Raw genomic sequence first — 20,548 nt, forward strand, 5'->3', positions numbered from 1 at the left:
CCATGTCGTCGATCGTCAGACGGCGTTGAAACGCTGCGGTTAAGACAGGCTCTCAGTGGTTCTGGAAGATTTCCGGCGGCTCGGGTACCGGTGAGGCCAAGAGAGTCTCAGCCTCCTCCGCTGTCATGACACCCATCTCACACAACAGGTCCGCGGACTGCCGCTGCAGAACTCGCGCCTCGGCATGCGTCCCGAGGTCGTGGTGGGCTGCGCCGAGGAACCACAGCGCCTCAGACAGGACGTCGATGGCGCTGGCCCGCCGGGCGACACCGATCGCTTCCGTGAAGAACTCGACCGCCTGCCAGGTATCGCCTGTGCCCCGGTGATGCTCGGCGAGGTTGGTGAGGGTGCCGGCGAGGTAGTAGTCGTTACCCAGTTCGCGGCTGAGCGCGACGCATCGGGAGAACACTGTGGCCGCCTCCCGCATCTGGCCCATCGTCTGCTGGGCCAGGGCCATGAGGTTGAGCAGGTAGATCTGAGTGGCAGGATGCCCAGATGACTGGTTGGCGGCGATGGCCCGCTCCAGGAGTTCGACGGCTGGGCCCAGGTCTCCGCGCATGTGGGCGAGCGCACCGAGCGTGCCGAGAATCGCGCCTTCGAGGCGGCTTGGACCGCGCTGGCAGCTCTCCAGTGCGAGCCGCAGTTCTTGTTCAGCGGCCTCGTAGTCCCCGAGCTTCCTCAGCGCACATCCCATGTCGTACCGGAACAGGGTTTCCAGTTCACTCGACTGCCCGGCACGCAGCGCCAGCGAAGCTACCGTGACCAGTTCCGCCTGACGGCCCCGGTTCGACCATGCGATCTGCACCATCGACGCGAGACCGGTGAGAACCGGTGCCCCGTCGCCGGGCAGGGTGGCGGCGCGGCGGGCTGCGGTGATGAGGTTGGCGGTCTCCGCTTCGATCCAGTCTCCAGCTTGGGCAGCGTCAGCGAAGGACCGCCCGGGCAGGACGAGGCTGCCGGTGGGCACGCCGAACCGGTCGCGGTTCGTGCCGGCCTGGATCAGCTCGGCAGCCGATCGGACAGCGCCCAGATACCAGTGCAGGGCCCGGCGGATGGCATCGTGGGCTGTGGCCGGTGCCAGCCGTGCTCCCCGTTCCCTGGCGAACAGCCGTACCAGGTCGTGTGGTGCGTAGCGGCTCGCGGAACTGGCCGGTACGAGCTGTGCCCTTGCCAGTGCTTCGAGATCACGCCGGGCCTCGGCTTCGGTGGCACCGGCGAGCGCAGCGGCCACTGGCACGGTCACATCCGGCATGTCGAGACAGCCGAGCAGCGCGAACAGGTTCGCGGGGCCCTCGGCGAGCTGCCCGAACCCGACTTCGAGGCTGGCCCGGACGCACAGGTCGGCGTGTTCCAGCTCGTCGAGGCGGTTGTGCTCATTGCGGAGCAGTTCGGCGAGCGTACCCAGCGGCCACTGCGGATGTGCTGTGAGCCGTGCGCCCGCCACCCGCACGGCCAGCGGCAGATGACCACACAGCGCTACGATTTCGCTCGCTGCACGCGGGTCGGCGGCAACGCGGCCGGCCCCGCTTGTGCCAGCGAGCAACGCCACTGCCTCGGTCTCGCTCAGCAGGCCGAGATGCACGTGGCGGGCACCATCCAGAGTGGACAGTATCTGGCGGCTGGTGAGGAGCACGGCACCGCCGGCCGGTATGAGCGCGCGAACCTGTTCCGCCGACGCGGCATCGTCGAGAACCACGAGCACACGGCGTCCAGCCGTCACCGAACGAAACCGCGCAGCGGCCTCGTGTTCCGTGTGGGGAATCTGCCCGGCGGGTACACCCATGCTGGTCAGGAAGGCGCGGAGCACAGTGACAGGCGTCAGCGGAACCATGCCTGGCGTCGCCCCGTGCAGGTTTACATGGAGCTGCCCGTCCGGGAAATGCTCGGAGAGCATATGCCCGGCCCGTACCGCGAGAGCTGACTTGCCAGCTCCCGCAGGGCCGTCCACGGAGGCTAGGGGCACGATGCCTGGTGCTGGTGGCGTGGACAGCAGGGTGGCGATGGCGGAGAGTTCGCTCTCCCGGCCGACAAAGCCCTCTACCAGTGCGGGAAGTTCGCTGGGCGCACGTCTGGGCACGTCAGGCGGGCGCTGCCCGTCCGACGGGAGACCAGCCGGTGGTTCACCGCGCAGGATCGCCCGATGCGCGTCGCGCAGCTCCGCACCGGGCTCGATCCCGAGTTCGTCGACGAGGTGTTCCCGGCAGCGCTGATACACCTCGAGTGCCTCGGCAGTGCGGCCCGACCGGTGCAGGGCGTGCAAACGCAGCGCGGTAAGCCGTTCACGCAGTGGGTACCGGTCGGTGAGTACCGCGAGTTCACTGATGACGGCCGTGTGCCTGCCGAGTTCCAGATCGGCCTCGATCCGCATCTCCCAGCAGGCGAGCCTCTGCTCCTCCCAGTGCCCAGCCTGCGACGCCAGGAACTGGCCGCCGAGGCCGCCCAGCGCCGGGCCTCGCCACAGGTCCAGCGCGGCGGACAGCAGCGCAGCCCGGTCACGTGGGCCCGCGGTGCGGGCACGAGATACCAGCTGCGTGAACTCCATGGTGTCGAGCTGCCCGGCCTCGACGTTCAGGACGTAACCATCAGGCACAGCGGTGATCGGATCGACACCAGAGGCAGCCAGCCGGCGCCGGATCCCAGCTACGCTGTTGCGAACCTGTGACCGGGCGGTCTTCGGTGGGTCCTCGCCCCATAGCGCGTTAGCCAGGGTGGCAGTGGGCACGGTGTGCCCGGCGTTCAAGAGAAGTACGGCGAGCAGCTTCAGTTCACGAGGGCGTCCGACCTGCAGCGACCTGCCATCGGACCAGACCTCTACCGCTCCCAGAAGCCCGAAAGTCAACACGTTCAGCAGTCTAGAGGCGACTGTGGACGATGGTGCAGAGCCAACGGCCGCCGTCGAGGCTTCGGCCCGCGTGCCGCGTTAGGTGCCCGAGCTTTTCGCTCCCGGTGGCCACCTCTACGGATGAGGAAAGCTGAATGAAATGGCGGAGGCAGCTCGCCGGCCGGCTCCCGCTTCGCGCGGTTCGCACCTTGCGGGCTGTGAACGTCCCTCGGGTGGGGGAGGTGTTTCCGTCCGGTGAGGGACGCGCCGGCCCGGCCGGGCTGCGATCTTGTGGTGGCGGGTCACGACGGCCCGCGAGATCGGAGAGCGCACCATGATCACCTTTCTGGCCAGGCTGCACGGCCGCCCGGCTCGGGGCGTGCCTCGCTGGGCACTGTGGACCGCCTATGTGACCGCGCTGACCACGCTGCCGTCGTCGGTCTGGCGGATCGTCGCGTTCGTGTTCGGCGGGCCGCTGGTCGAGCGGTACGACGCGCCGCCGGCCGGGCACGGGCCGATCGTCTTCGACGGCTGGTGGTACGTCATCGTGCTGAGCCTGGCGAGTGAGGTAGCGGCGTTTGCCACCCTCGGGCTGGTCTGCGAGTGGGGCGAGCGCTGGCCGAGGTGGATTCCAGGGCTCGGGAGCCGGCGGGTGCCGGTGCTCGCGGCGGTCGTCCCGGCCGGGCTCGGCGCGACGTTCCTGATGATCTTCCCGTACGCGACGGTGATGATGTTCTCCGGCAGGATGGTGAACGGGGCCCCGGAGCGGGCGCTGACCCAGGGCTGGGACACCCTGATCTTCTGGCTGTGCTATGGACCGCTGGTCCTGTGGGGGCCACTGCTCGGCGTACTGACCGTCCACTACTACCGCCGGCGCACCCGGATGATCACCGCGCTCGAAGCCCCGGTAGCCCTGGCACGCTGACCCGGGAAAGCGCTGAGGCCGTGAGCCGGGGAATGTGTCACTGCGGGAGGTCGCTGAGAAGGGCGCGTACCTCGCCGGCTTCGGGGACGCCGAGAGCTGTGTACAGGTCGAGGGCGTGGCGGGCGTGGTCGCGGGCGAGTCCGATGTGGCCGAGGTCGCGGTGGGTGCGGGCGAGGCCGTTGTGGGCGCGGGCTTGCTCGGGGCGGTAGCTGACCTCGACGGCGATGGCGAGGGCCGCGCTGTGGTCGTCTGCGGCCTGGCTGAGCTCACCCATGGACCGGGCGGTTTCGGCGAGCCCGTTGAGTGACTCGGCCTCATCGCCGGGGAAGCCGTGGGCGCGGCACAGGCGCAGCGCGTCGCGATGGTGCTGGCGGGCCTGGTCGTAGTGGCCCTGCCGCTGGTACACCAGTCCCAGGTTGTTCAGGACGACGGTTTCACCGATCCGGGATCCGGTCTCACGGTGGATGTGCAGCGCCTGGCGGTGGTGGTCGTGAGCTTCTTCGTAGCGGCCCTGGTGTTCGTGGACGGTGCCGAGGCTGGTCAGGGTGCGGGCTTCGCCGGCGCGGTCGCCGAGTTCACGGAACAGCGCCAGGGCCTGCTGGTAGTGGCTGTGTGCCTGGTCGTGCTCGCGTTGCCGCTGGTGGCAGGTCGCGAGGTTCTGCAGCGCGCGGGCTTGGGCGCCGTGGTCGCCGATGTCGCTGGAGAGGCGCAGGGCGTGCCGGTAGTGGCTGGCTGCCTGCTCGTAGTGGCCATACCACCAGTAGTGCACTTCGCCGAGGTCCAGGAGTGTGCGTGCTTCGGCAGCCGTGTCGCCGCGTCGCTGGTTCGCTTCGAGCGCGAGTCCGTGGAGGGTCAGCGCGTCGGCCTGGTGGGCGTGGCCGAGCAGGTAGCGGTGCAGGGTGGCTGCGAGGTGGCTGGTGTGGGTGAGCCAGCCGTGGCGAGCCGTGTGGTGCCCGGCGGCGATGAGGTTCGCGCGTTCGGCGTTCAGCCAGGTGACCGCCTCGGCCTCGTCTCGTGGCAAGGAGACAGGCGTGCCGGGTGCCGGGATGTGGGGCCTGCGGTTCTTACCCGCCGGGTATAGGAGGTCCATAGCCGCGCTGGCGGCGTGGAGGTGGTGGTCGAACAGCCGGCTCAGGGCCTCGCGCTGCGCGTCCGGCGGCTCCTGTGCGTCCGCTGTGGCGAGGGCGTGTTCGCGCAGGAGGTCGTGGAAGGTGTAGCGGCCGGGCTGGTGCTGGGCCAGGACGTGGGCGTCGAGGAGGTCTTCCATGAGCTGCTCGGCCCGGTCGGGTGGAAGACCGGCGAGCGCCGCGGCCGCCTCGGGGCCGATGTCGCGGCCTGGCTGCAGGCCCAGGAGCCGGAACATGCGTTGCTGGCCGGGGTCCAGCTGCTGGTAGGACAGGGTGAACGCGGCCGCTACCCCTCGTTCGGACGTGGTCAGCTCGGACAGCCGGCGGCGCTGGTCGCGGAGCCGGCCAGCGAGGTACTCGACGGTCCAGCGGGGACGGTGGTGCAGCCGGGCGGCGGCGATGCGGACGGCCAGTGGCAGGAAGCCGCACAGCTGGAGTACGTCGAGGACCGCGACTGGTTTGGCGGTGGCCCGCTGCCCCACGATCGACGTGAACAGCTCTGCGGCGTCAGCAGCGGGCAGCACGTCCATCGACAGGGCGTGTGCGCCGTCGAGGTCGGTCAGCCGCCGCCGGCTGGTGATCAGGATGAGAGCGCTGGTCGTACCGGCCAGCAGAGGCCGGACATGATCTGCGCTCCGGGCGTTGTCCAGCACCGCCAGTACCCGGCGGCCGGACAGCTCGGCCCGCCACACCGCCGCGCGTTCGGCGGGTGACGCCGGGATGCGTTCCGGGGGTACGCCGAGCTGCCCCAGGAGGATCTCGAGTGCTGCGGAGGCGTCGAGGGGTTCCTGGCCGGCGGTGTGGGCCTGCAGGTCCACGAAGAGCTGCCCGTCGGGGAAGCGATCGGCGAGGCGGTGTCCGGCGTGGACTGCGAGCGCGGTCTTGCCGACCCCGGCCATGCCGTCGATCGCTGAGATCGTCACGACCCCGCCGTCGCCGCCCGTCTGCGCGCGGGTGAGCCTGCCGAGTTCTTCTTCCCGCCCGGTGAAGTCCGGGAGGTCGAAGGGCAGAAAGTTCACCCGTGGTGACGTCGCGGGCGCGGTGACCGCAGGCCGCAGGCTGGGGTCGTCCCGCAGGATCGCCTGTTCGAGAGTGCTGAACGCGTGGCCGGGATCCAGCCCCTGCTCCTCGGCGAGGGCCGCCCGGAACGTGCGCGCGGCCTGGAGCGCGTCCGGCTGGCGTCCGGCGCGGTGCAGGGCGAGCATGAGCTGGCCGCACAGCCGTTCGCGCGCCGGGTTGGCCGCGACGTGGATGGCGAGTTCGTCGATGAGGTCGCTGGAGTGGCCGAGGGACAGTTCCAGGTCGGCGAGGCGTTCGATGGCGGTCAGCCGCTGCCCGTTGAGCCGCGCCCTGGCGCCCTGGACGTAGTCGGCGGTGATACCCGCCAGCGGCTCGCCCCGCCACAGCGCCAGCGCCACCCGGATCTGGTCTGCCGCAGCCCGCTGGCCACCGGAAGAGCCCTGCGCCGCGCTGACCAGCGTGGTGAACTCGTCCAGGTCGAGCTGGCCGGGCTCGGGCGTGAGCTTGTACCCGGCGGGATGCGTGGTCAGCATGTGCCCGGCCCCCGACGCGCGCAGCATCCGCCGGATCGCGGCGACCGTGGTCTGGATCTGCGCGCGGGCGGAGTCCGGTGGCAGCGGCCCCCACATCGCGCCGATCAGCCGGTCGGTACTGATCACGACCCCGGCGTGCAGCAGGAGATAGGCGAGCACCGCCCGGTGCCGGGGTGCCAGCGGGGGTGGCTGCGTGCCGGGAGCCGCGGTCTCGACAGGGCCGAGGATCGTGAACCGCATGCCGTCACTCCCGGGGTCGCCAGCGCTTGCATCGAGATCGCATCGGAAACCTATCAAGATCCACCGGCAGGATCTCCGGCATGCAGGTACTTCACAACGTTGACCCGGAACTCGCCACCGGCGAGACAGCGCGGCTGCTCACCGCCACGCACCAGGACCTGGGGGTCGTCCCCAACCTGGCCAGGGTGATGGCCAGCAGCCCGGCTGTCCTGAAGGGCTATCTGGGAACCGTCCGTGCCCTGGGCGCGGAGGGAACCCTGCCCGGGGGCCTCGCCGAGCGCATCGCCCTGCTGGTCGCGCAGGAAAGCAGGTCCGACTACTGCCTGTCGATGCACTCGTTCCGCGGGACGAACGTGGCAGGGCTGCCCGCAGCCGAGGTCACCCGGGCGAGGAGAGGCGAGACCGGTGACCCGCAGGCCGCCGCCGTCCTGGCCCTGGCAGCTGCCGTGCTCCGGCACCACGGGGCCGTTTCCGCAGATCAGCTGGCCCTGGTCCGGCACGCCGGCCTGGCCGACGGGCAGATCGTCGAGATCATCGCCCATGTGGCACTGGGCGTCTTCACCAGCTACCTCGCCACGGCGGCGCGCTGCGACATCGACTGGCCGCTCGTCCGCCACACCGGATGACAGAGCGCTCTCACCAAGGAGTACGCGATGACAAGCATTTCCCCGATTTCCCAGCTGACGGCAGAGCAGGCGGACGCGTGGCACGGGGTGCTCGCCGCCTCACTGACCAGTGACCTGCCCGGCGAGCCCCCGCCTTCGCCCCAGCAGGTCCACGCCCAGCTCACCGCGGGGCTGGACAGCCGCAGGCTGGCCTGGATGGCCACCGGCGCGGACGGCGCGGTGACCGGCGTGGCGGGGCTGCGGCTGTTCACGTCCGCCGGGCAGGATCACCTGGCCGAGCTGGAACTGCACGTCCATCCGGAACACCGCCGGGCGGGCACCGGCTCGCGGCTGCTGGCTGCGGCCAGGCTCGCGGCGGAGGGGGAGGGACGCCGCAGCCTGATCGCCAGTACGGCAGGCGGCGGGCCGGGTGAGGTCTTCTGCGCAGCGCACGGGTTCCGCCGGGTGCTGACGCTGAACCATCTCCTGCTCGACGTCGCACAGGCCGACGACACCGCTGCCAGTGCCGAGCACCCCGGCTACACCCTGACCGGCTGGACCGGCACGGTCCCCGGCGAACTCGCCGCCGCCTTCGCCACGGCCAAGAACGCGATGAACGACATGCCCACCGGCGACATGGACTACGGCCACCAGGACTGGACAGCCGACCGGGTACACCGGATGGCTCAGGTGCTGGCTGACCGGGGCGACACGCTGCTGACCGTCGCCGCGCTCCGTGACGGCGAGATGGCCGGGTACACCGAGGTCGTCATCCGGGCCGGTGAGACCCGCCGGGCGCTGCAGTACGACACGGCTGTCGTGCCGGCTCACCGCGGCCGGGGCCTCGGCCTGTGGATCAAGGCCGCGATGCTGCGCGGGCTGCGGGCCAGCCATCCCGGTATCGGGGAGATCGAGACCGACATCGCCGAGGACAACACCCACATGCTCGCCGTCAACCAGCGGCTGGGCTTCCGCGCCCACCGCCGCACCTGCGAGTACCAGCTCGCCCTGACCACCGCCTGACCCGGTACGAGAAGAGGAACACATGCGCAAGCTGACCTACTACGTCGCCGCCACTCTCGACGGTTACATCGCCGGACCCGGCGGCCAGTTCGACTTCTTCCCCTTCGAGGGAGAAGGGGCTGCGGCGATCCTCGCCCAGTTCCCCGAGACCATGCCCACAGCCGCGCGTGGCCCCCTGGGCGTGGCCGGCCGGGCCGCCGAGCGCTTCGACACCGTGATCATGGGGCGCGCGACCTACGAGGTGGGATCGACGGCCAGCCCGTACGCCCATCTGCGGCAGTACGTGGTGTCCAGCACGCTGAGCAGCCCCGATCCACAGGTGACAGTCACCGCCGACCCCGAGGCGCTGGTCCGCCAGCTCAAGCAGGAGGACGGCATGGGGATCTGGCTGTGCGGCGGCGGCAAGCTCGCATCCGCACTCCGCGACGAGATCGACGAACTGATCATCAAGCGGCACCCGATCGTCATCGGGTCCGGCATCCCGATGTTCGACGGCCCCTTCACCCCGGGTCACTTCACCCCGGCGGGCAGCCAGGCCTTCGGCTCCGGACTCACGATCACCACCTACACCCGCTAGCGAACACCGAAGGACTGGTTTGCCATGACACTCATCCGTCTCGCCGACGCCCGCCGTACCGAAACCCCTTCCGCCGTCATGACCACCCTGGCATCGCCCTCGCAGGGCGGCGCCACGCGAGCCCTGTGGCGCGTGGAGATGCAGCCCGGGAGCCAAGGACCCGCCCACGTCATCGATGCTGAGCAGATCTGGACCATTCTGGCCGGTGAGGCGGCGGTCGAGCAGGACGGCGAGCAACTCTCCCTCGCCGAGGGCGACACGCTGATCCTGCCCGCAGGATCGACCCGCCAGGTGACCGCAGGCCCGGGCGGCTTCACCGCCATCGTCACGGCTCCGGCCGGCGCGCAGGCCGGCACCCCGGGCAGCCCGGATCGGGTCGTGCCGCCGTGGCTCGCCTGACAGCCTCCAGCCGAGCCGGGCTCCGGGGCCTCCGGCGAGCGAAGACCACAGGTCCCGCAGCCGGGAAGGCCAGCTAGCAGCGGCGCGGCGGACCCCTCAAGCCACACGAACGCTCCATCCACCCCACACCGGAGAAAACCAGTGACCACAAGCGTCTTCGACCTCCCCGGCCACCTCGCGGCCAAGGCCGGCCCGGCCCTGATCGCCCGCGACGAACAGCACTTCGCGGCCATCGCTCGCAGCCTTGAGGAGACCACGGCAGACCTGACCGGCCGGCTCGGCACCGCCCGCAAGGCGACCGGAGGCACCGGCCAGGCGGCGCTGGACCGCGACCTGGAGATCCACCGGCTGACCGCCCGCCTGCGGGCACTGCGCCGGTACGGCGTCGACCTGTGCCTCGGTCACATCGTCAGCGAAGACGGTGAGACCGTCTACATCGGACGGCTCGGGCTCACCGACAACGAGGGCCGCAGGCTGCTCCTCGACTGGCGTTCACCGGCGGCCGAGCCGTTCTTCGGCGCCACCCACGGCAGCCCGATGGGGCTGACCAGCCGCCGCAGGTACCGCTGGACCCGGGGCCTGATCACCGACTACTGGGACGAGGTGTTCACCTCCGGCGGCCTCGAACACCATGCCGCACTCGACGACCAGTCAGCCTTCATCGCCAGCCTGGCCAGCAACCGGTCGGCGAAGATGCGCGACGTGCTCGGCACGATCCAGGCCGACCAGGACGCGATCGTCCGCGCCGGCTCCCGCGGCGCCCTGGTCGTCGATGGCGGCCCGGGGACCGGCAAGACCGTCGTCGCCCTGCACCGCTCCGCCTACCTGCTGTACTCCGACCCCCGCCTCGGGCACCACAAGGGCGGCCTGCTGTTCGTCGGCCCGCACCAGCCGTACCTGGCATACGTCTCCGACGTCCTGCCCAGCCTGGGGGAGGAGGGCGTGCAGACGTGCACCGTGCGTGACCTCGTCGCCGAGGGAGCCACAGCCGTGCCGGAAACCGACCCGGCAGTGGCCAGCCTGAAGTCCTCAGCGGACCTGGTGCGGGCGGTCGAGCGGGCTGTGAGGTTCTACGAGGAGCCGCCGGCCAAGCCGATGACGGTCACGACGGGCTGGGCCGACGTCCGGCTGACCGCCACCGACTGGGCCGAGGCGTTCGCGGCCGCCGACCCCGGTACCCCGCACAACGAGGCACGCGAGCAGATCTGGGAGGAACTGCTCACGATCCTCACCGCCAAGCATGACGACGATGCCCCGGCCGGCCTGATCCGCACGTCGCTGCTCCGGAACAAGGAACTGGCCACCACCTTCAACCGCGCATGGCCGCTTCTCGAAGCCGCGGACATCGTCGGTGACCTGTGGACAGTGCCCGCCTACCTGCGCATGTGCGCCCCGTGGCTCACCCCTGACGAGGTCAAGGCGCTGCAGCGCGCCGACCCCCGGGCCTGGACGGTATCGGACCTGCCGTTCCTGGACGCGGCCCGGCAGAGGCTCGGTGACCCGGCGGCGGCCCGTCTCCAGCGCCAGCGCAACGCCGCCGTCGCCGCCGAACGCGAACGGGTGGCCAGGGTGGTCGATGACCTGCTGGCGGCCGAGTACGACAACGAAGGCGCCATGATCATGCTGAAGGGCAGGGACCTGCAGGGCGCCCTGATCGATGAGGACACGCTGCCCAGCTCCACCCCGGACCTGCTCGCGGGGCCGTTCGCGCACATCGTCGTGGACGAGGCCCAGGAACTCACCGACGCGGAATGGCAGATGCTGCTGCTGCGCTGCCCGTCGCGCAGCTTCACCATCGTCGGGGACCGAGCCCAGGCCCGGCACGGCTTCACCGAGTCCTGGCAGGAACGGCTCACACGGGCCGGGCTCGACCAGATCACCATGGCTGGCCTGACCGTCAACTACCGCACGCCGGAGGAGGTCATGGCGGAAGCCGAGCCGGTCATCAGAGCCGTGCTTCCCGATGCCAACGTGCCGGTCTCGATCCGCAGCAGCGGCATCCCCGTCGTACACGGTCATGTCCGTGACCTGGACTCGACCCTGGAGACCTGGCTCGCCGCGAACGCCGACGGCACCGCCTGTGTCATCGGCGACCCTGCCTTCCAGCCTGCGCCACGGGTGCGGTCGCTGACCCCGAGCCTGTCCAAGGGATTGGAGTTCGACCTGGTCGTTCTCGTCAACCCGGAGGAGTTCGGCACCGGCATCGCGGGAGCGGTGGACCGCTACGTCGCGATGACCCGCGCAACGCAGCGGCTCGTCATCCTCACCAGCTGACGGCGGCCCAGTTCTACCGCCGTAGTTCAGCCCCAGAAGCATGAAACCCATCGGCTCGTACGGGGAACGAGCCGATGGGTTCCGCGCCATGCTGTGCCGCCCAGCAGGCAGCGCCGGCCCCTTGTTCCAAGTGGCACGTGGTCACAGCCGCCACTGTGAAGCCGGGCAGCGGGCTCGTGCGGCGTTCGGGCTCGCGGATCCCGCTCTCCGGCTTCAGACGGTTGCTAGCCAGCCGCGGGCGTGGGCGTAGAACCGGGGTGCTGTCCGGTGCAGGTTGATGACGTGGCCGGTGTCGCGCACGACGTACGCCGCCAGTGGTGTGGCCGGGTCGTAGAACGGGCGTTCGCTGGCGAGCAGCGCGGCGGAGCTGGTGCAGGCCGTTGTCCCGCACAGCAGCTTGTCGTGCTCGCCGACGGCGACGAGCACCGGTACCCGGATCTGCTTGTTGAGCCCGACATCCCCGAAGCCGGGGTCAGCCGGGTACACGTCAGCTTCAGGGGTTGCCTCGTCAGCGGCGATCACAGCCCGGCTGGCGGTGCGCGGGTGGTAGAACCAGGCGGACTTCGCCCCGGGCCGGGTCGTGATGTACCCGGCGTCGGTGGCCAGCGGCTGGAAATCCGCCGACAGCCGCTCGAAGGCCGCCCAGTCCGGTGTGCTGGACTCCCCGGTCAGGATCAGCGCGTCTACCGATCCGGGATGGTTCACGGCCACCATCCTGGCCAGTGTGGACCCGAGCGAGTTGCCGACCAGGATGACCTTCCCGAACGACTTCCTCAGGTGCTGGACGACCTGGTACACGGAGTTCTGATGGGTGGCTGGCTGGTACTGCGAGCTGTGCGGGCGGGAGCTGCGCCCGGTACCGAGCCGGTCGATCGCCAGGGTGGCGTACCCGGCCCGGTTCATGTGATCCACATAGGACGGTGTGCCCGGGAAGTCCCAGTACTGGCGGCTGTAGCTCCCGCCGGCCAGCAGGAGCTGAACAGTTCCGGCCCCGCGCGGTACACACAAAGTTCCTGAAATGTGCTGGTCAGCGGGCTGACCGGGGGCCAGGCTCACGGGCACGTCGAGCGCCTGGCATCGAGCAGGCGCGGCGCTCGCCGGGGCTGGCGCGAGCGAGACGAGAGAGAACAGGGCGAGCGCGAGCGTTCGCTTCAACAAGGGGGCAACCTCCAGGTCCGGATAACTGAGTACAGTGTACCCACTTTCCGGGCGCCCGCGCGAACCCGTACGCGATACAGTCCGGCGATGATCGTCTTCCCTGTTGACGATGTCGTCCCCGCTGCCAGCCCGCTGCCCGTCGTCGCGCTGCGTGACCTCTACCCGGAGGCCCTGGCCATCAGCGGCGACCCGGATCTCGCGGTACTGGAAACCGACGGCGTGCACCCGCTGCTCAGCGCCGTCGCCCGCGCCTTCGCCGATCACCGTCCACTGGTGCTGTCGCCCGACGCGGTGTGGCTGACCATCGCCCAGGGCCTGGCCCAGCACGTCCGGCTGCACGTCGATGAACTCCGGCCGCACCTCGTGGGCCACGCTGGCCGCAAACGGCTCACGATCACCACCACCGGCACGGAATCGTGGGACACCTACATCGGCCAGTTCTGCGAACTCCTGGCCGCAGAGGTTCCCGCCGCCGGAGAGCTCGGCTGTGACTTCTCGACCAGCACGGACACCGACCGCCTCGCGGGCCAGATCGTGGTACTCGACGCCTACTCGCCGTACTTCAGCCTGTGGCTGGTGTGTATCTGCGGTATCCCGTCGATCACGCTGACCGGTACCACGGAGGACTGGCAGCGGATCCGGGACCGCATTGGCAACCTCGCCACCTTCGGCCTGGCTGAGTGGCAGCGCTCGCTGGAAGGCATCCTCGACCAGTTCGTGCGCGCGGCGAACGGCGATGTGGACACCGCGTTCTGGCGCAGGATCTACAACCCGGCCGACGCTTACGGCGGCGATGTCGTCACCGGCTGGATCACCCGTTTCTACCCGTACCTGAAAGGCGCGGGCGCCATCGACGTGCCCAACCCGATGCTGGCCCTGCCCCTGAACGAACCACGCGACCTCACCACAGAGAGGCGTACCTACAACGGCCCCGGCATCACGACCAGGCAGGTTCCGGCTGTGCTCTCCCAGGTCACAGTCAATATCGACGACCGGCCCGGCAGGAAGCTGCGCACTGTCGCCCTGCACGGCGGGCTGGCCGCCGTAGCCCAGGACCCCGATGGCGCGCTCCGCCCGGTCTCCGGCTGGCACCTCGGACCCGCTGTGACCCCCATCGACCCGGTACTCGACCGGATCGCCGCCGAGCACTCCACCACGCCATCGGCCGGACAAGAAACTGCCTTCGGCGGCGACGGCGAGCTGCTGGCAGTGGGCCGCAGGTTCGGCTCCGCTTCGCTGTTCGGCGGCGCCTGGCGGCTGCTGCCAGCGGACGAGCGGGGCAACGTCGTCGTCGACCAGGAGTCCTGGCGCACCATGACCAAGGCCTTCGCACTGGCAGATGGCCGGTTCGTCGCGGCGTACCAGGACTACGAGACCATGAGCACGTACTGGGTCGCCTGCCGGATCCGTGAGTTCGAAGAGGAACCGGGCTATCACGCCTTCGAACTGGCCGAGGACCCCGCCGGCGTCCCGGTCTACGGGACCTCGCTCGCCGACCTCCTCACCACGGCCCTCGACAACGGCGGCGACATCGAGAGCATGAAGACCGGCAACCTGGCCGACCTGCTCACTGACTGAACGCCGGCCAGCCGGGGTGCGTTCTACGATGGGCGGTCACGCGGGCACTGGTCCTGTTCAGGGCCAACCCGCTGCCAGATCCCAGGTCAGCTGCAGGCGACTGCTATCGGAGCATCAACGACTCGGAACCCTAGGGGATCGCGCGCAGCCGGGTCCTGCGGGCCCAGAGCCAGGCGCCCAGCAGGAGCAGGACACCGCCAGCCAGCACCCCGGCCCCGAGCCACGCGGCCAGCGACGCGGTCCCGCCGGTGCGCGGCAGCTGGGGTGGCGCGGTGGTGGTGGGTACGGAGGTGGGCTCGGCGGCCGGCGCGGCGGCGACCGTGAGTGTCACCGTCCGCGTCGCGGAGGAGGCGGTGCCTGCAGCCTTGACGGTGAAGGTGCTGGTCCCCGCCGTCGCGGGGGTGCCGGTGAGGGCCCCTGTTGCCGCGAGCGACAGCCCCGCCGGCAAGGTACCGCTGGTCAGGGTGAACACGATCCCGGAGTCGCCGGCGGCTGCGAACGTGAAGCTGTATGCCTGGCCGGCCACCGCGCCCGGCGGGTCAGCCGAGGTGAACACGACGGCCGGGTCGGCCACCACAAGGGTGGCTGGCGTGGTCGCGGTGAAGCCGTGCGCGTCGGTCACCTTGATGCTGAGGGTGTGTGTCCCGGCCCTGGCGGGGGTGCCCGACAGCACGCCGGCCGAGCTGAACGTGACCCCGATCGGCAGCCCGCCGCTGACCAGCGAGTACGTGTACGGGCTCGCGCCCCCGGTCACCGTGAAGGTGTGCGTGCGCGCCTGCCCGGTGTACCACGGTGAGGGCACGGTCCCCGAGGTGAAGGTGAGGACCGGGGCTGTGATGACGATGGTGACTGTCTTGTCCGCGCCGAAGCCGTGCGCGTCGGTCACCCTGACCGTGAACGTGTAGCTGCCCGGGGTGATCGGCGTACCCGACAGCAGCCCAGCCGAACTGAACGACACTCCGGCCGGCAACGCTCCGCTGACCAGTGAGTACGAGTAAGGCCCGGTGCCGCCGCCCGCCGTGAACATGTGGCTGACCGGGGTGTAGGCCACCACCGGAGACGGTACGGCTCCCGAGGTGAAGGTGATCGCCGGGGGCTGGACCACGATGGTCACCGGCTGGGTGGCCGTCCCGGCTGCGGCGTCGGTTACCTTGACGGTGAACGTGTAGCTGCCCGGGGTGGCCGGCGTACCCGACAGGAGCCCAGCCGAGCTGAGCGACACTCCGACCGGCAACGCTCCGCTGACCAGCGAATAGGTGTACGGCCCAGTGCCACCGCCCGCCGTGAACGTGTGGCTGATCGCGACGTACGCGGTGACCGGTGAGGCCGGTGCTGCGGACGTGAAGGCGACGGGTTCCGCCGCCACGGCGACCGCAGGGCTGAACAGCACGACGAGAGCGAAGCCCAGCAGTCCGGCGAGCTGACGCGCAGCGCCCATCACGAACCCCATCCACACAGGAGACACCCGAACAGTGGTGCTCGACATCGTAGTCCGTCGATGACCGGTACGGGACTGCCTGATCGGCCGGCGCACGGGCGTGCCCGCCCCGGCTGAGGGAGGCCGGGGCGGGCACGGGTCAGGTCAGTAGTCGATGGTGTTCTGGTAGAGGCAGGCCAGCGGCACGGCCCCGACGTCGAAGCCGTCATGGCCCCGGTGCTGCCAGTACTGCGAGAACGTGTTGGACACGTGCCCGAGGAACGTCGTCCACACCGGCCCGGTCTCCGGCTCCGAGCACTGGTCTGTGCCCTCGTTCGTGCTGTCCACCAGGTCGAGCAGCGAGCCGAGTACCCGGCCCTCGACCCGGTCACCGTTGTCCCAGTTGGCGGTGCCCCAGGTCGGGTCCTCCACGTTCAGCGAGGCGCCGTTCGGCCAGCGGAAGTAGGGATCGTCGAGCACGGCGACGGCGAACCACGTCGCGAAGCCCTCCGTCCACGCGCAGCCCGTCGAGCTGGTACGCGGGATGTAGTGCGGGCTGCACTTGGGCGCGCGGGGGAAGTCGTCCTCGTACACGTCGTCCATCATGTAGTGACCCCACTCGTGCAGGACCAGGTTCGGGGCCTTGGGGTCGTCGGCGGCCAGGTGCACGGCGTCCTGCTGGAGCGAGTAGTACGTGCCGTCGGTGGAGTCGGGGGCCCACTTCAGCAGGCCCTTGTGGCAGGTGGTGTCGCGGGCGTCCCAGCAGGAACCCGGCGTCCAGTTCCAGCCGGCGGCGACCTGGTCGAAGGCCTCGACTCCGCGCATGAGGGCCGGGTCGGACGGCTGGCGGCTGCCGGTACTGGTGGTGCTGCCGGTGGCCACGTTCGCGTAGACCTGCGTGTCGAAGGAGAACACGGTCGTGTTGGAAGTGCGCTGGACGGCCCAGTGCGCGTTGTCAGTACTGATCCGCACGTAGATGTCCTGCCCGCCGCCCTCCTCGTCGGCGTTGTCGAAGCAGAGCCGGAAGGCGCCGGCCCCGTCCGTGAGCCCGGTCGCGAGCAGGTCGTCACCGCCGCTGGCATCCCGGTCGTACACAGCTGCCGTGGCGTTGCCGCTCGCCCGCGCAGTCCCGTTGTGGTCGACGTAGCCCCAGGTCCCGGTCGCGCAGGTCGTCGCGCTGGGCGGAGCCGGGGGCGACTGCGCCGGACCGGCGGGCTTGAACGCGAGCGCTGACAAGCCAGGAGACGGCACCTCTGCCGTTCCGGTATCCACACTGGACATTCCGAAGCTGGCCGACCCGTCACTGATCGTGAGGAAGATGTCGTCCGAGCTGACGTCGGGCAGCGCGGTGGCCGAGGCCCTGATCTGCCCGGTACCGGCAGCCAGCGCCGTCACCGTGCCCCGGAACCGCAGCGGCTGCCCCGCGCGGACGGCCCGGTCCGCCCGGGCGGCCACGACCCGGCCCCGGTCCTCGGGTGCGGCGGAGGCGCGCGTGGCGACGGTGAGCCCGGCGGGCTGCGCCGCCCACGCCAGGTTGCCCGGCAGCTCGACCGCGATGGCGGCCTGCCGGTCGGCGGTGGACTCGACCGTGATGTCGAGTGTGGACGACGCGCCGACCGCCGGGGCGCTGGCCATGTTCAGCGTGATCCGCAGGCAGCCGGTGTTCCAGGTGTCGGCGGCGGACCGGTGTGCTGCGGGCAGTACCGCGCACTGGGCCGGGGCCGCCGACGCGGGGGCAGGGGCGGGCAGGAGCGCTGCGAACAGGCCGGCGAGCACCGGCCCGAGCGTGAGGGGTCTCATGCGCAGATGGTCACAGGGTGAGCACGGCCCGGCATACTCCCGGAAATCCATAACACTCAAAGGGTTCAGGCTGTGTCCGCACAGGACTACCGTGATCGTGCATGAGGCTTGAGGTTCGACACCTTAGAGTGCTCGCGGCGATCGCCCGGCACGGCAGCCTGACCCGGGCAGCCGTCACGCTCGGCCTGTCCCAGCCGGCCCTCACCGCGCAGCTCCACCGGATCGAGCGCATGCTCGGCGCCCCCGTCTTCGAACGCGGCCGGGCCGGTGCCAGCCCGACCCCGTTCGGCGAGTTCGTGCTCGGGCGGGTGCGGGGCGCGCTGGCCAGCATCGACGACCTGACCGCGGCGCAGCCGGTACCGGGCAGCGCCCGCCTCGGTGGTATCGAGAGCTGCATGCTCGCCGGCCTGCTGACCGGGCTGGACACGGTGGCGCCGGGGATCGCGGTGCGTACCGAGTACTCGACGCGGCTCCTGTTCGACCTGGTCTGCACCGGGCGGCTCGACGCGGCACTGCTGGGCGACTATCCGGGGCACGAGGTCGGGCCCGCGCCCGGTGTCGAGCACAGCACCCTGGTCGTCGAGCCGGTCTTCGCCGCCGTGCACAGCGGGCACCGGCTGGCCGCCGGGCCGAGCATCCGGCTGGCTGACCTGGCAGGGGAGGCGTGGATCGTGCAGCCGCCCGACGGTACCGGCTGGCCGGAGTACTTCCTCGCCGAGTGCCGGCGCAACGGCTTCGAACCGCAGGCCCGGCACCAGATCACGGAGACGCACCTGCAACGGCGGCTGATCTCGGCAGGTCAGGCTGTCTCACTGGTCCAGCCGACCTTCGCCCCGACCCCGGGCATCGCCGTCCGGCCACTGACCGGCGATCCACTGTGGATGCGGCACCTGCTCGCGTGGCGGGAGACCGGCCCGCTGGCCGGCCACGTGCCCCTGCTGACCGAACTGGCCCGCGCCGCGTACGAGACCACAGCTTTGTCCTGCCCCGCCTACGCCACCTGGCGGGACGACACCGGCACGGGAACCACGGTCAGCTCAGTCGCCGGACCCGGTCCCGGAGTGGCGGGGTGAGCCGCTCAGCTCCGGGACTGCGCCACGGGCGGGATTCTGGCAGGATCACCCAGCGTCACGGGGGAGGAGGTCCTCCGCGTACCTGCCAGCCCGACGATAGGAACACCGCGAGATGACCGCCGACATCCGGCTGGTACCCACCAGCGAACTCGACGCAGAGAAGATCTTCGCGGAGCTGTTCACCGAGCACTGGCCCGAGTTCGTCTTCCACGACCTCGGCGTCAAGCCCTACGTCGCGCGGCGGGCCGAGTACTTCGGCGATCTCGACTGCTTCCTGCTCGACGGCGACCGGGTGGTCGGCGCCGGCTGGGGAGTACCGCTGCGCTGGGACGGCACGATCAGTGACCTGCCGTCCGGGTACACCGGCGCGCTGGGCCGCTCGGTCGAAGGGCACGAGGCCGGCGTGGTCCCGGACACGTTCGTGGTGATGGGCGGGATGGTCCGTGCCGACGAGCAGGGCAAGGGCTGGGCCAGCGCCGTGGTGGCGGCGTTGCGCGACCTGGCCGTCTCGCGCGGCTGGGAGCGGGTGATCGCCCCGGTCCGGCCGACGAGGAAGAGCACGTATCCGCTGACCCCGATCGAGGAGTACGCCACGTGGCGGCGGCCAGACGGCCTGCCGTTCGACCCGTGGCTGCGGACGCACGAGCGGATGGGCGCGACGATCCTCGCACCAGCCCCGGACAGCCAGGTCATGACCGGTACCGTCTCCGAGTGGGAGAGCTGGACCGGCCTGGCGCTGCCCGGCTCCGGCGACTACGTGATCCCCGACGGGCTGTCAGTACTGCACGTCGACCGGGAAGCCGACACGGGCGTCTACCGCGAGCCGAACGTCTGGATGCGGCACCGCTGAGCCGGCAGCCGGACGGCCCGGGTCCCTTGTGGAGGGCCGGGCCGTCCGCGGATCAGCAGGGTGACTCCCGGAAGACGACATACCCGGTGCGCTGGCCCCAGGTGTAGACGGAGCCGTCGCACTCCTCGTACATGCCGCCGATGTGGTTGGTGTATGACGAGTCGCTGTACCAGGCCGTGGTGCAGAAGTGGTCGATCCGGCAGGCCCGGGCCTGGGCCGGAACGGCCGGCACCACAACGGCGATCAGAGCGGCGACGGCGAGCGCGCCGATGGTTACCCTTCTCTTCACGTCAAGCTCCTCAGGTAACAAGCAATTGACAGAACTCTATGGCCGCGTCGCATGCCGCCGGCATCGCCTGAACGGCCGCCCCGGCGCGCGACCATCGCCTCCTGGCCGGCTCCAGTGACCTGGCACACCCCGAGGAATGATCCACTCTCCTAATGCCTTGATATCGAGCAAGCACATTAGACAGTGAGTGCACCAGGCGGCATCCGTGATGGAGAGAAGGCCATGACCAGCAGGTTCGCGCAGCTCGCGTTCACACCCGGTGTCCAGGCGCAGCAGCAGGCCCACGGCAGCGACCGCGCCTACCGGCGGATGCTGGAAGGCCCGCAGGCCGCCGACCGGCTCGGGCCGGACGAGCGGTGGTTCATCGGCGAGCGCGAGAGCTTCTACCTGGGCACGGTGTCCGAGACCGGCTGGCCGTACATCCAGCACCGGGGCGGCCCGCCCGGATTCCTCAAGGTCCTGGACGACGCGACGCTCGGCTTCGCGGACTTCCGGGGCAACCGGCAGTACATCTCCACCGGCAACCTCGGCCACGACCCGCGCGTCTCCCTGTTCCTGATGGACTACGCCCGGCGCTCCCGGCTGAAGATCCTGGGCCGGGCGCGCGCCGTCGAAGGCGATGCCGGGCTGCTGTCCGAGCTGACCGTCCCCGGCTACAAGGCCACAGCGGAACGCGCGATCGTGATCGACGTCGAGGCCTACGACTGGAACTGCCCCCAGCACATCCCGGCCCTGTACCCGGTGGACGCGGTCCGGGAAACGATCACCCAGCTCCACGACCGGATCGCTGACCTCGAACGAGAGAACGCCCGGCTCCGCGCCACTGCCTGACGACGCGG

16 protein-coding genes are annotated in these 20,548 nt (G+C 70.4%); 10 read left to right on the plus strand and 6 right to left on the minus strand.

Annotated features, from left to right (window positions below; genetic code table 11):
- Nucleotides 1-52 precede the first annotated feature (52 nt).
- Nucleotides 53-2,842 carry an AfsR/SARP family transcriptional regulator gene (locus tag A3G1_RS39590; RefSeq protein WP_083936894.1) on the minus strand — a complete coding sequence of 930 codons (2,790 nt, stop codon included), beginning with the start codon at nucleotides 2,840-2,842 and terminating at the stop codon, nucleotides 53-55.
- Between the two features lie 313 nt (nucleotides 2,843-3,155).
- Between A3G1_RS39590 and A3G1_RS40515 the strand changes: the two genes are divergently transcribed.
- Nucleotides 3,156-3,746, plus strand: a complete 591-nt coding sequence (locus A3G1_RS40515; protein ID WP_245563489.1) for a hypothetical protein — start codon at nucleotides 3,156-3,158, stop codon at nucleotides 3,744-3,746.
- 37 nt (nucleotides 3,747-3,783) lie between these two features.
- Here the strand turns inward: A3G1_RS40515 and A3G1_RS0112365 are convergent, their stop codons facing one another.
- Nucleotides 3,784-6,666: an AfsR/SARP family transcriptional regulator gene (locus A3G1_RS0112365; protein ID WP_018349787.1), complete on the minus strand. Its 2,883-nt coding sequence runs from the start codon at nucleotides 6,664-6,666 to the stop codon at nucleotides 3,784-3,786.
- An 80-nt stretch (nucleotides 6,667-6,746) separates the two neighbouring features.
- On the opposite strand from A3G1_RS0112365, the gene A3G1_RS0112370 reads away from it, so the two are divergent.
- From A3G1_RS0112370 to helR, 5 genes are all read left to right on the plus strand, one after another.
- Entirely contained in the window at nucleotides 6,747-7,292 is a 546-nt protein-coding gene (locus A3G1_RS0112370; protein WP_018349788.1) for a carboxymuconolactone decarboxylase family protein, read from the plus strand.
- Between the two features lie 27 nt (nucleotides 7,293-7,319).
- Nucleotides 7,320-8,294 (plus strand): GNAT family N-acetyltransferase, encoded by a 975-nt coding sequence (locus tag A3G1_RS0112375; RefSeq protein ID WP_018349789.1) that lies wholly within the window; start codon nucleotides 7,320-7,322, stop codon nucleotides 8,292-8,294.
- A 22-nt stretch (nucleotides 8,295-8,316) separates the two neighbouring features.
- Nucleotides 8,317-8,871 (plus strand): dihydrofolate reductase family protein, encoded by a 555-nt coding sequence (locus tag A3G1_RS0112380; RefSeq protein WP_018349790.1) that lies wholly within the window; start codon nucleotides 8,317-8,319, stop codon nucleotides 8,869-8,871.
- 24 nt (nucleotides 8,872-8,895) lie between these two features.
- The gene (locus A3G1_RS0112385) at nucleotides 8,896-9,270 is read left to right on the plus strand and encodes a cupin domain-containing protein (RefSeq protein ID WP_018349791.1); all 375 of its coding nucleotides are present in this window, start codon (nucleotides 8,896-8,898) and stop codon (nucleotides 9,268-9,270) included.
- A gap of 141 nt (nucleotides 9,271-9,411) precedes the next feature.
- Nucleotides 9,412-11,544 carry an RNA polymerase recycling motor ATPase HelR gene (helR, locus tag A3G1_RS0112390; RefSeq protein ID WP_018349792.1) on the plus strand — a complete coding sequence of 711 codons (2,133 nt, stop codon included), beginning with the start codon at nucleotides 9,412-9,414 and terminating at the stop codon, nucleotides 11,542-11,544.
- A gap of 213 nt (nucleotides 11,545-11,757) precedes the next feature.
- Here helR and A3G1_RS0112395 read toward each other — a convergent pair whose 3' ends face one another.
- Nucleotides 11,758-12,702, minus strand: coding sequence for an alpha/beta hydrolase (locus A3G1_RS0112395; RefSeq protein ID WP_211216294.1), 945 nt, complete (start codon nucleotides 12,700-12,702; stop codon nucleotides 11,758-11,760).
- Between the two features lie 87 nt (nucleotides 12,703-12,789).
- Here A3G1_RS0112395 and A3G1_RS34565 point away from each other — a divergent pair, with 87 nt between their 5' ends.
- Nucleotides 12,790-14,280: a DUF4419 domain-containing protein gene (locus tag A3G1_RS34565; protein WP_018349794.1), complete on the plus strand. Its 1,491-nt coding sequence runs from the start codon at nucleotides 12,790-12,792 to the stop codon at nucleotides 14,278-14,280.
- Nucleotides 14,281-14,410: 130 nt separating this feature from the next.
- Here A3G1_RS34565 and A3G1_RS0112405 read toward each other — a convergent pair whose 3' ends face one another.
- Entirely contained in the window at nucleotides 14,411-15,718 is a 1,308-nt protein-coding gene (locus A3G1_RS0112405; protein WP_018349795.1) for a PKD domain-containing protein, read from the minus strand.
- Nucleotides 15,719-15,862: 144 nt separating this feature from the next.
- The gene (locus tag A3G1_RS0112410; RefSeq protein ID WP_083936896.1) at nucleotides 15,863-17,497 is read right to left on the minus strand and encodes a transthyretin-like family protein; all 1,635 of its coding nucleotides are present in this window, start codon (nucleotides 17,495-17,497) and stop codon (nucleotides 15,863-15,865) included.
- A 101-nt stretch (nucleotides 17,498-17,598) separates the two neighbouring features.
- Here A3G1_RS0112410 and A3G1_RS34570 point away from each other — a divergent pair, with 101 nt between their 5' ends.
- Together A3G1_RS34570 and A3G1_RS0112420 are read left to right on the plus strand one after the other, a co-directional pair.
- Nucleotides 17,599-18,570: a LysR family transcriptional regulator gene (locus tag A3G1_RS34570; protein ID WP_083936897.1), complete on the plus strand. Its 972-nt coding sequence runs from the start codon at nucleotides 17,599-17,601 to the stop codon at nucleotides 18,568-18,570.
- A 112-nt stretch (nucleotides 18,571-18,682) separates the two neighbouring features.
- The gene (locus A3G1_RS0112420; RefSeq protein WP_018349798.1) at nucleotides 18,683-19,420 is read left to right on the plus strand and encodes a hypothetical protein; all 738 of its coding nucleotides are present in this window, start codon (nucleotides 18,683-18,685) and stop codon (nucleotides 19,418-19,420) included.
- Between the two features lie 52 nt (nucleotides 19,421-19,472).
- Here A3G1_RS0112420 and A3G1_RS0112425 read toward each other — a convergent pair whose 3' ends face one another.
- Entirely contained in the window at nucleotides 19,473-19,709 is a 237-nt protein-coding gene (locus A3G1_RS0112425) for a DUF6289 family protein (RefSeq protein WP_018349799.1), read from the minus strand.
- 222 nt (nucleotides 19,710-19,931) lie between these two features.
- Here A3G1_RS0112425 and A3G1_RS0112430 point away from each other — a divergent pair, with 222 nt between their 5' ends.
- Complete coding sequence (locus A3G1_RS0112430; RefSeq protein ID WP_018349800.1) at nucleotides 19,932-20,540, plus strand: pyridoxamine 5'-phosphate oxidase family protein; 609 nt, start codon at nucleotides 19,932-19,934, stop codon at nucleotides 20,538-20,540.
- Nucleotides 20,541-20,548: the final 8 nt, after the last annotated feature.

The sequence above is a fragment of the Longispora albida DSM 44784 genome, assembly GCF_000379825.1.
In the GTDB taxonomy this organism is placed as follows: Bacteria; Actinomycetota; Actinomycetes; order Mycobacteriales; family Micromonosporaceae; genus Longispora; species Longispora albida.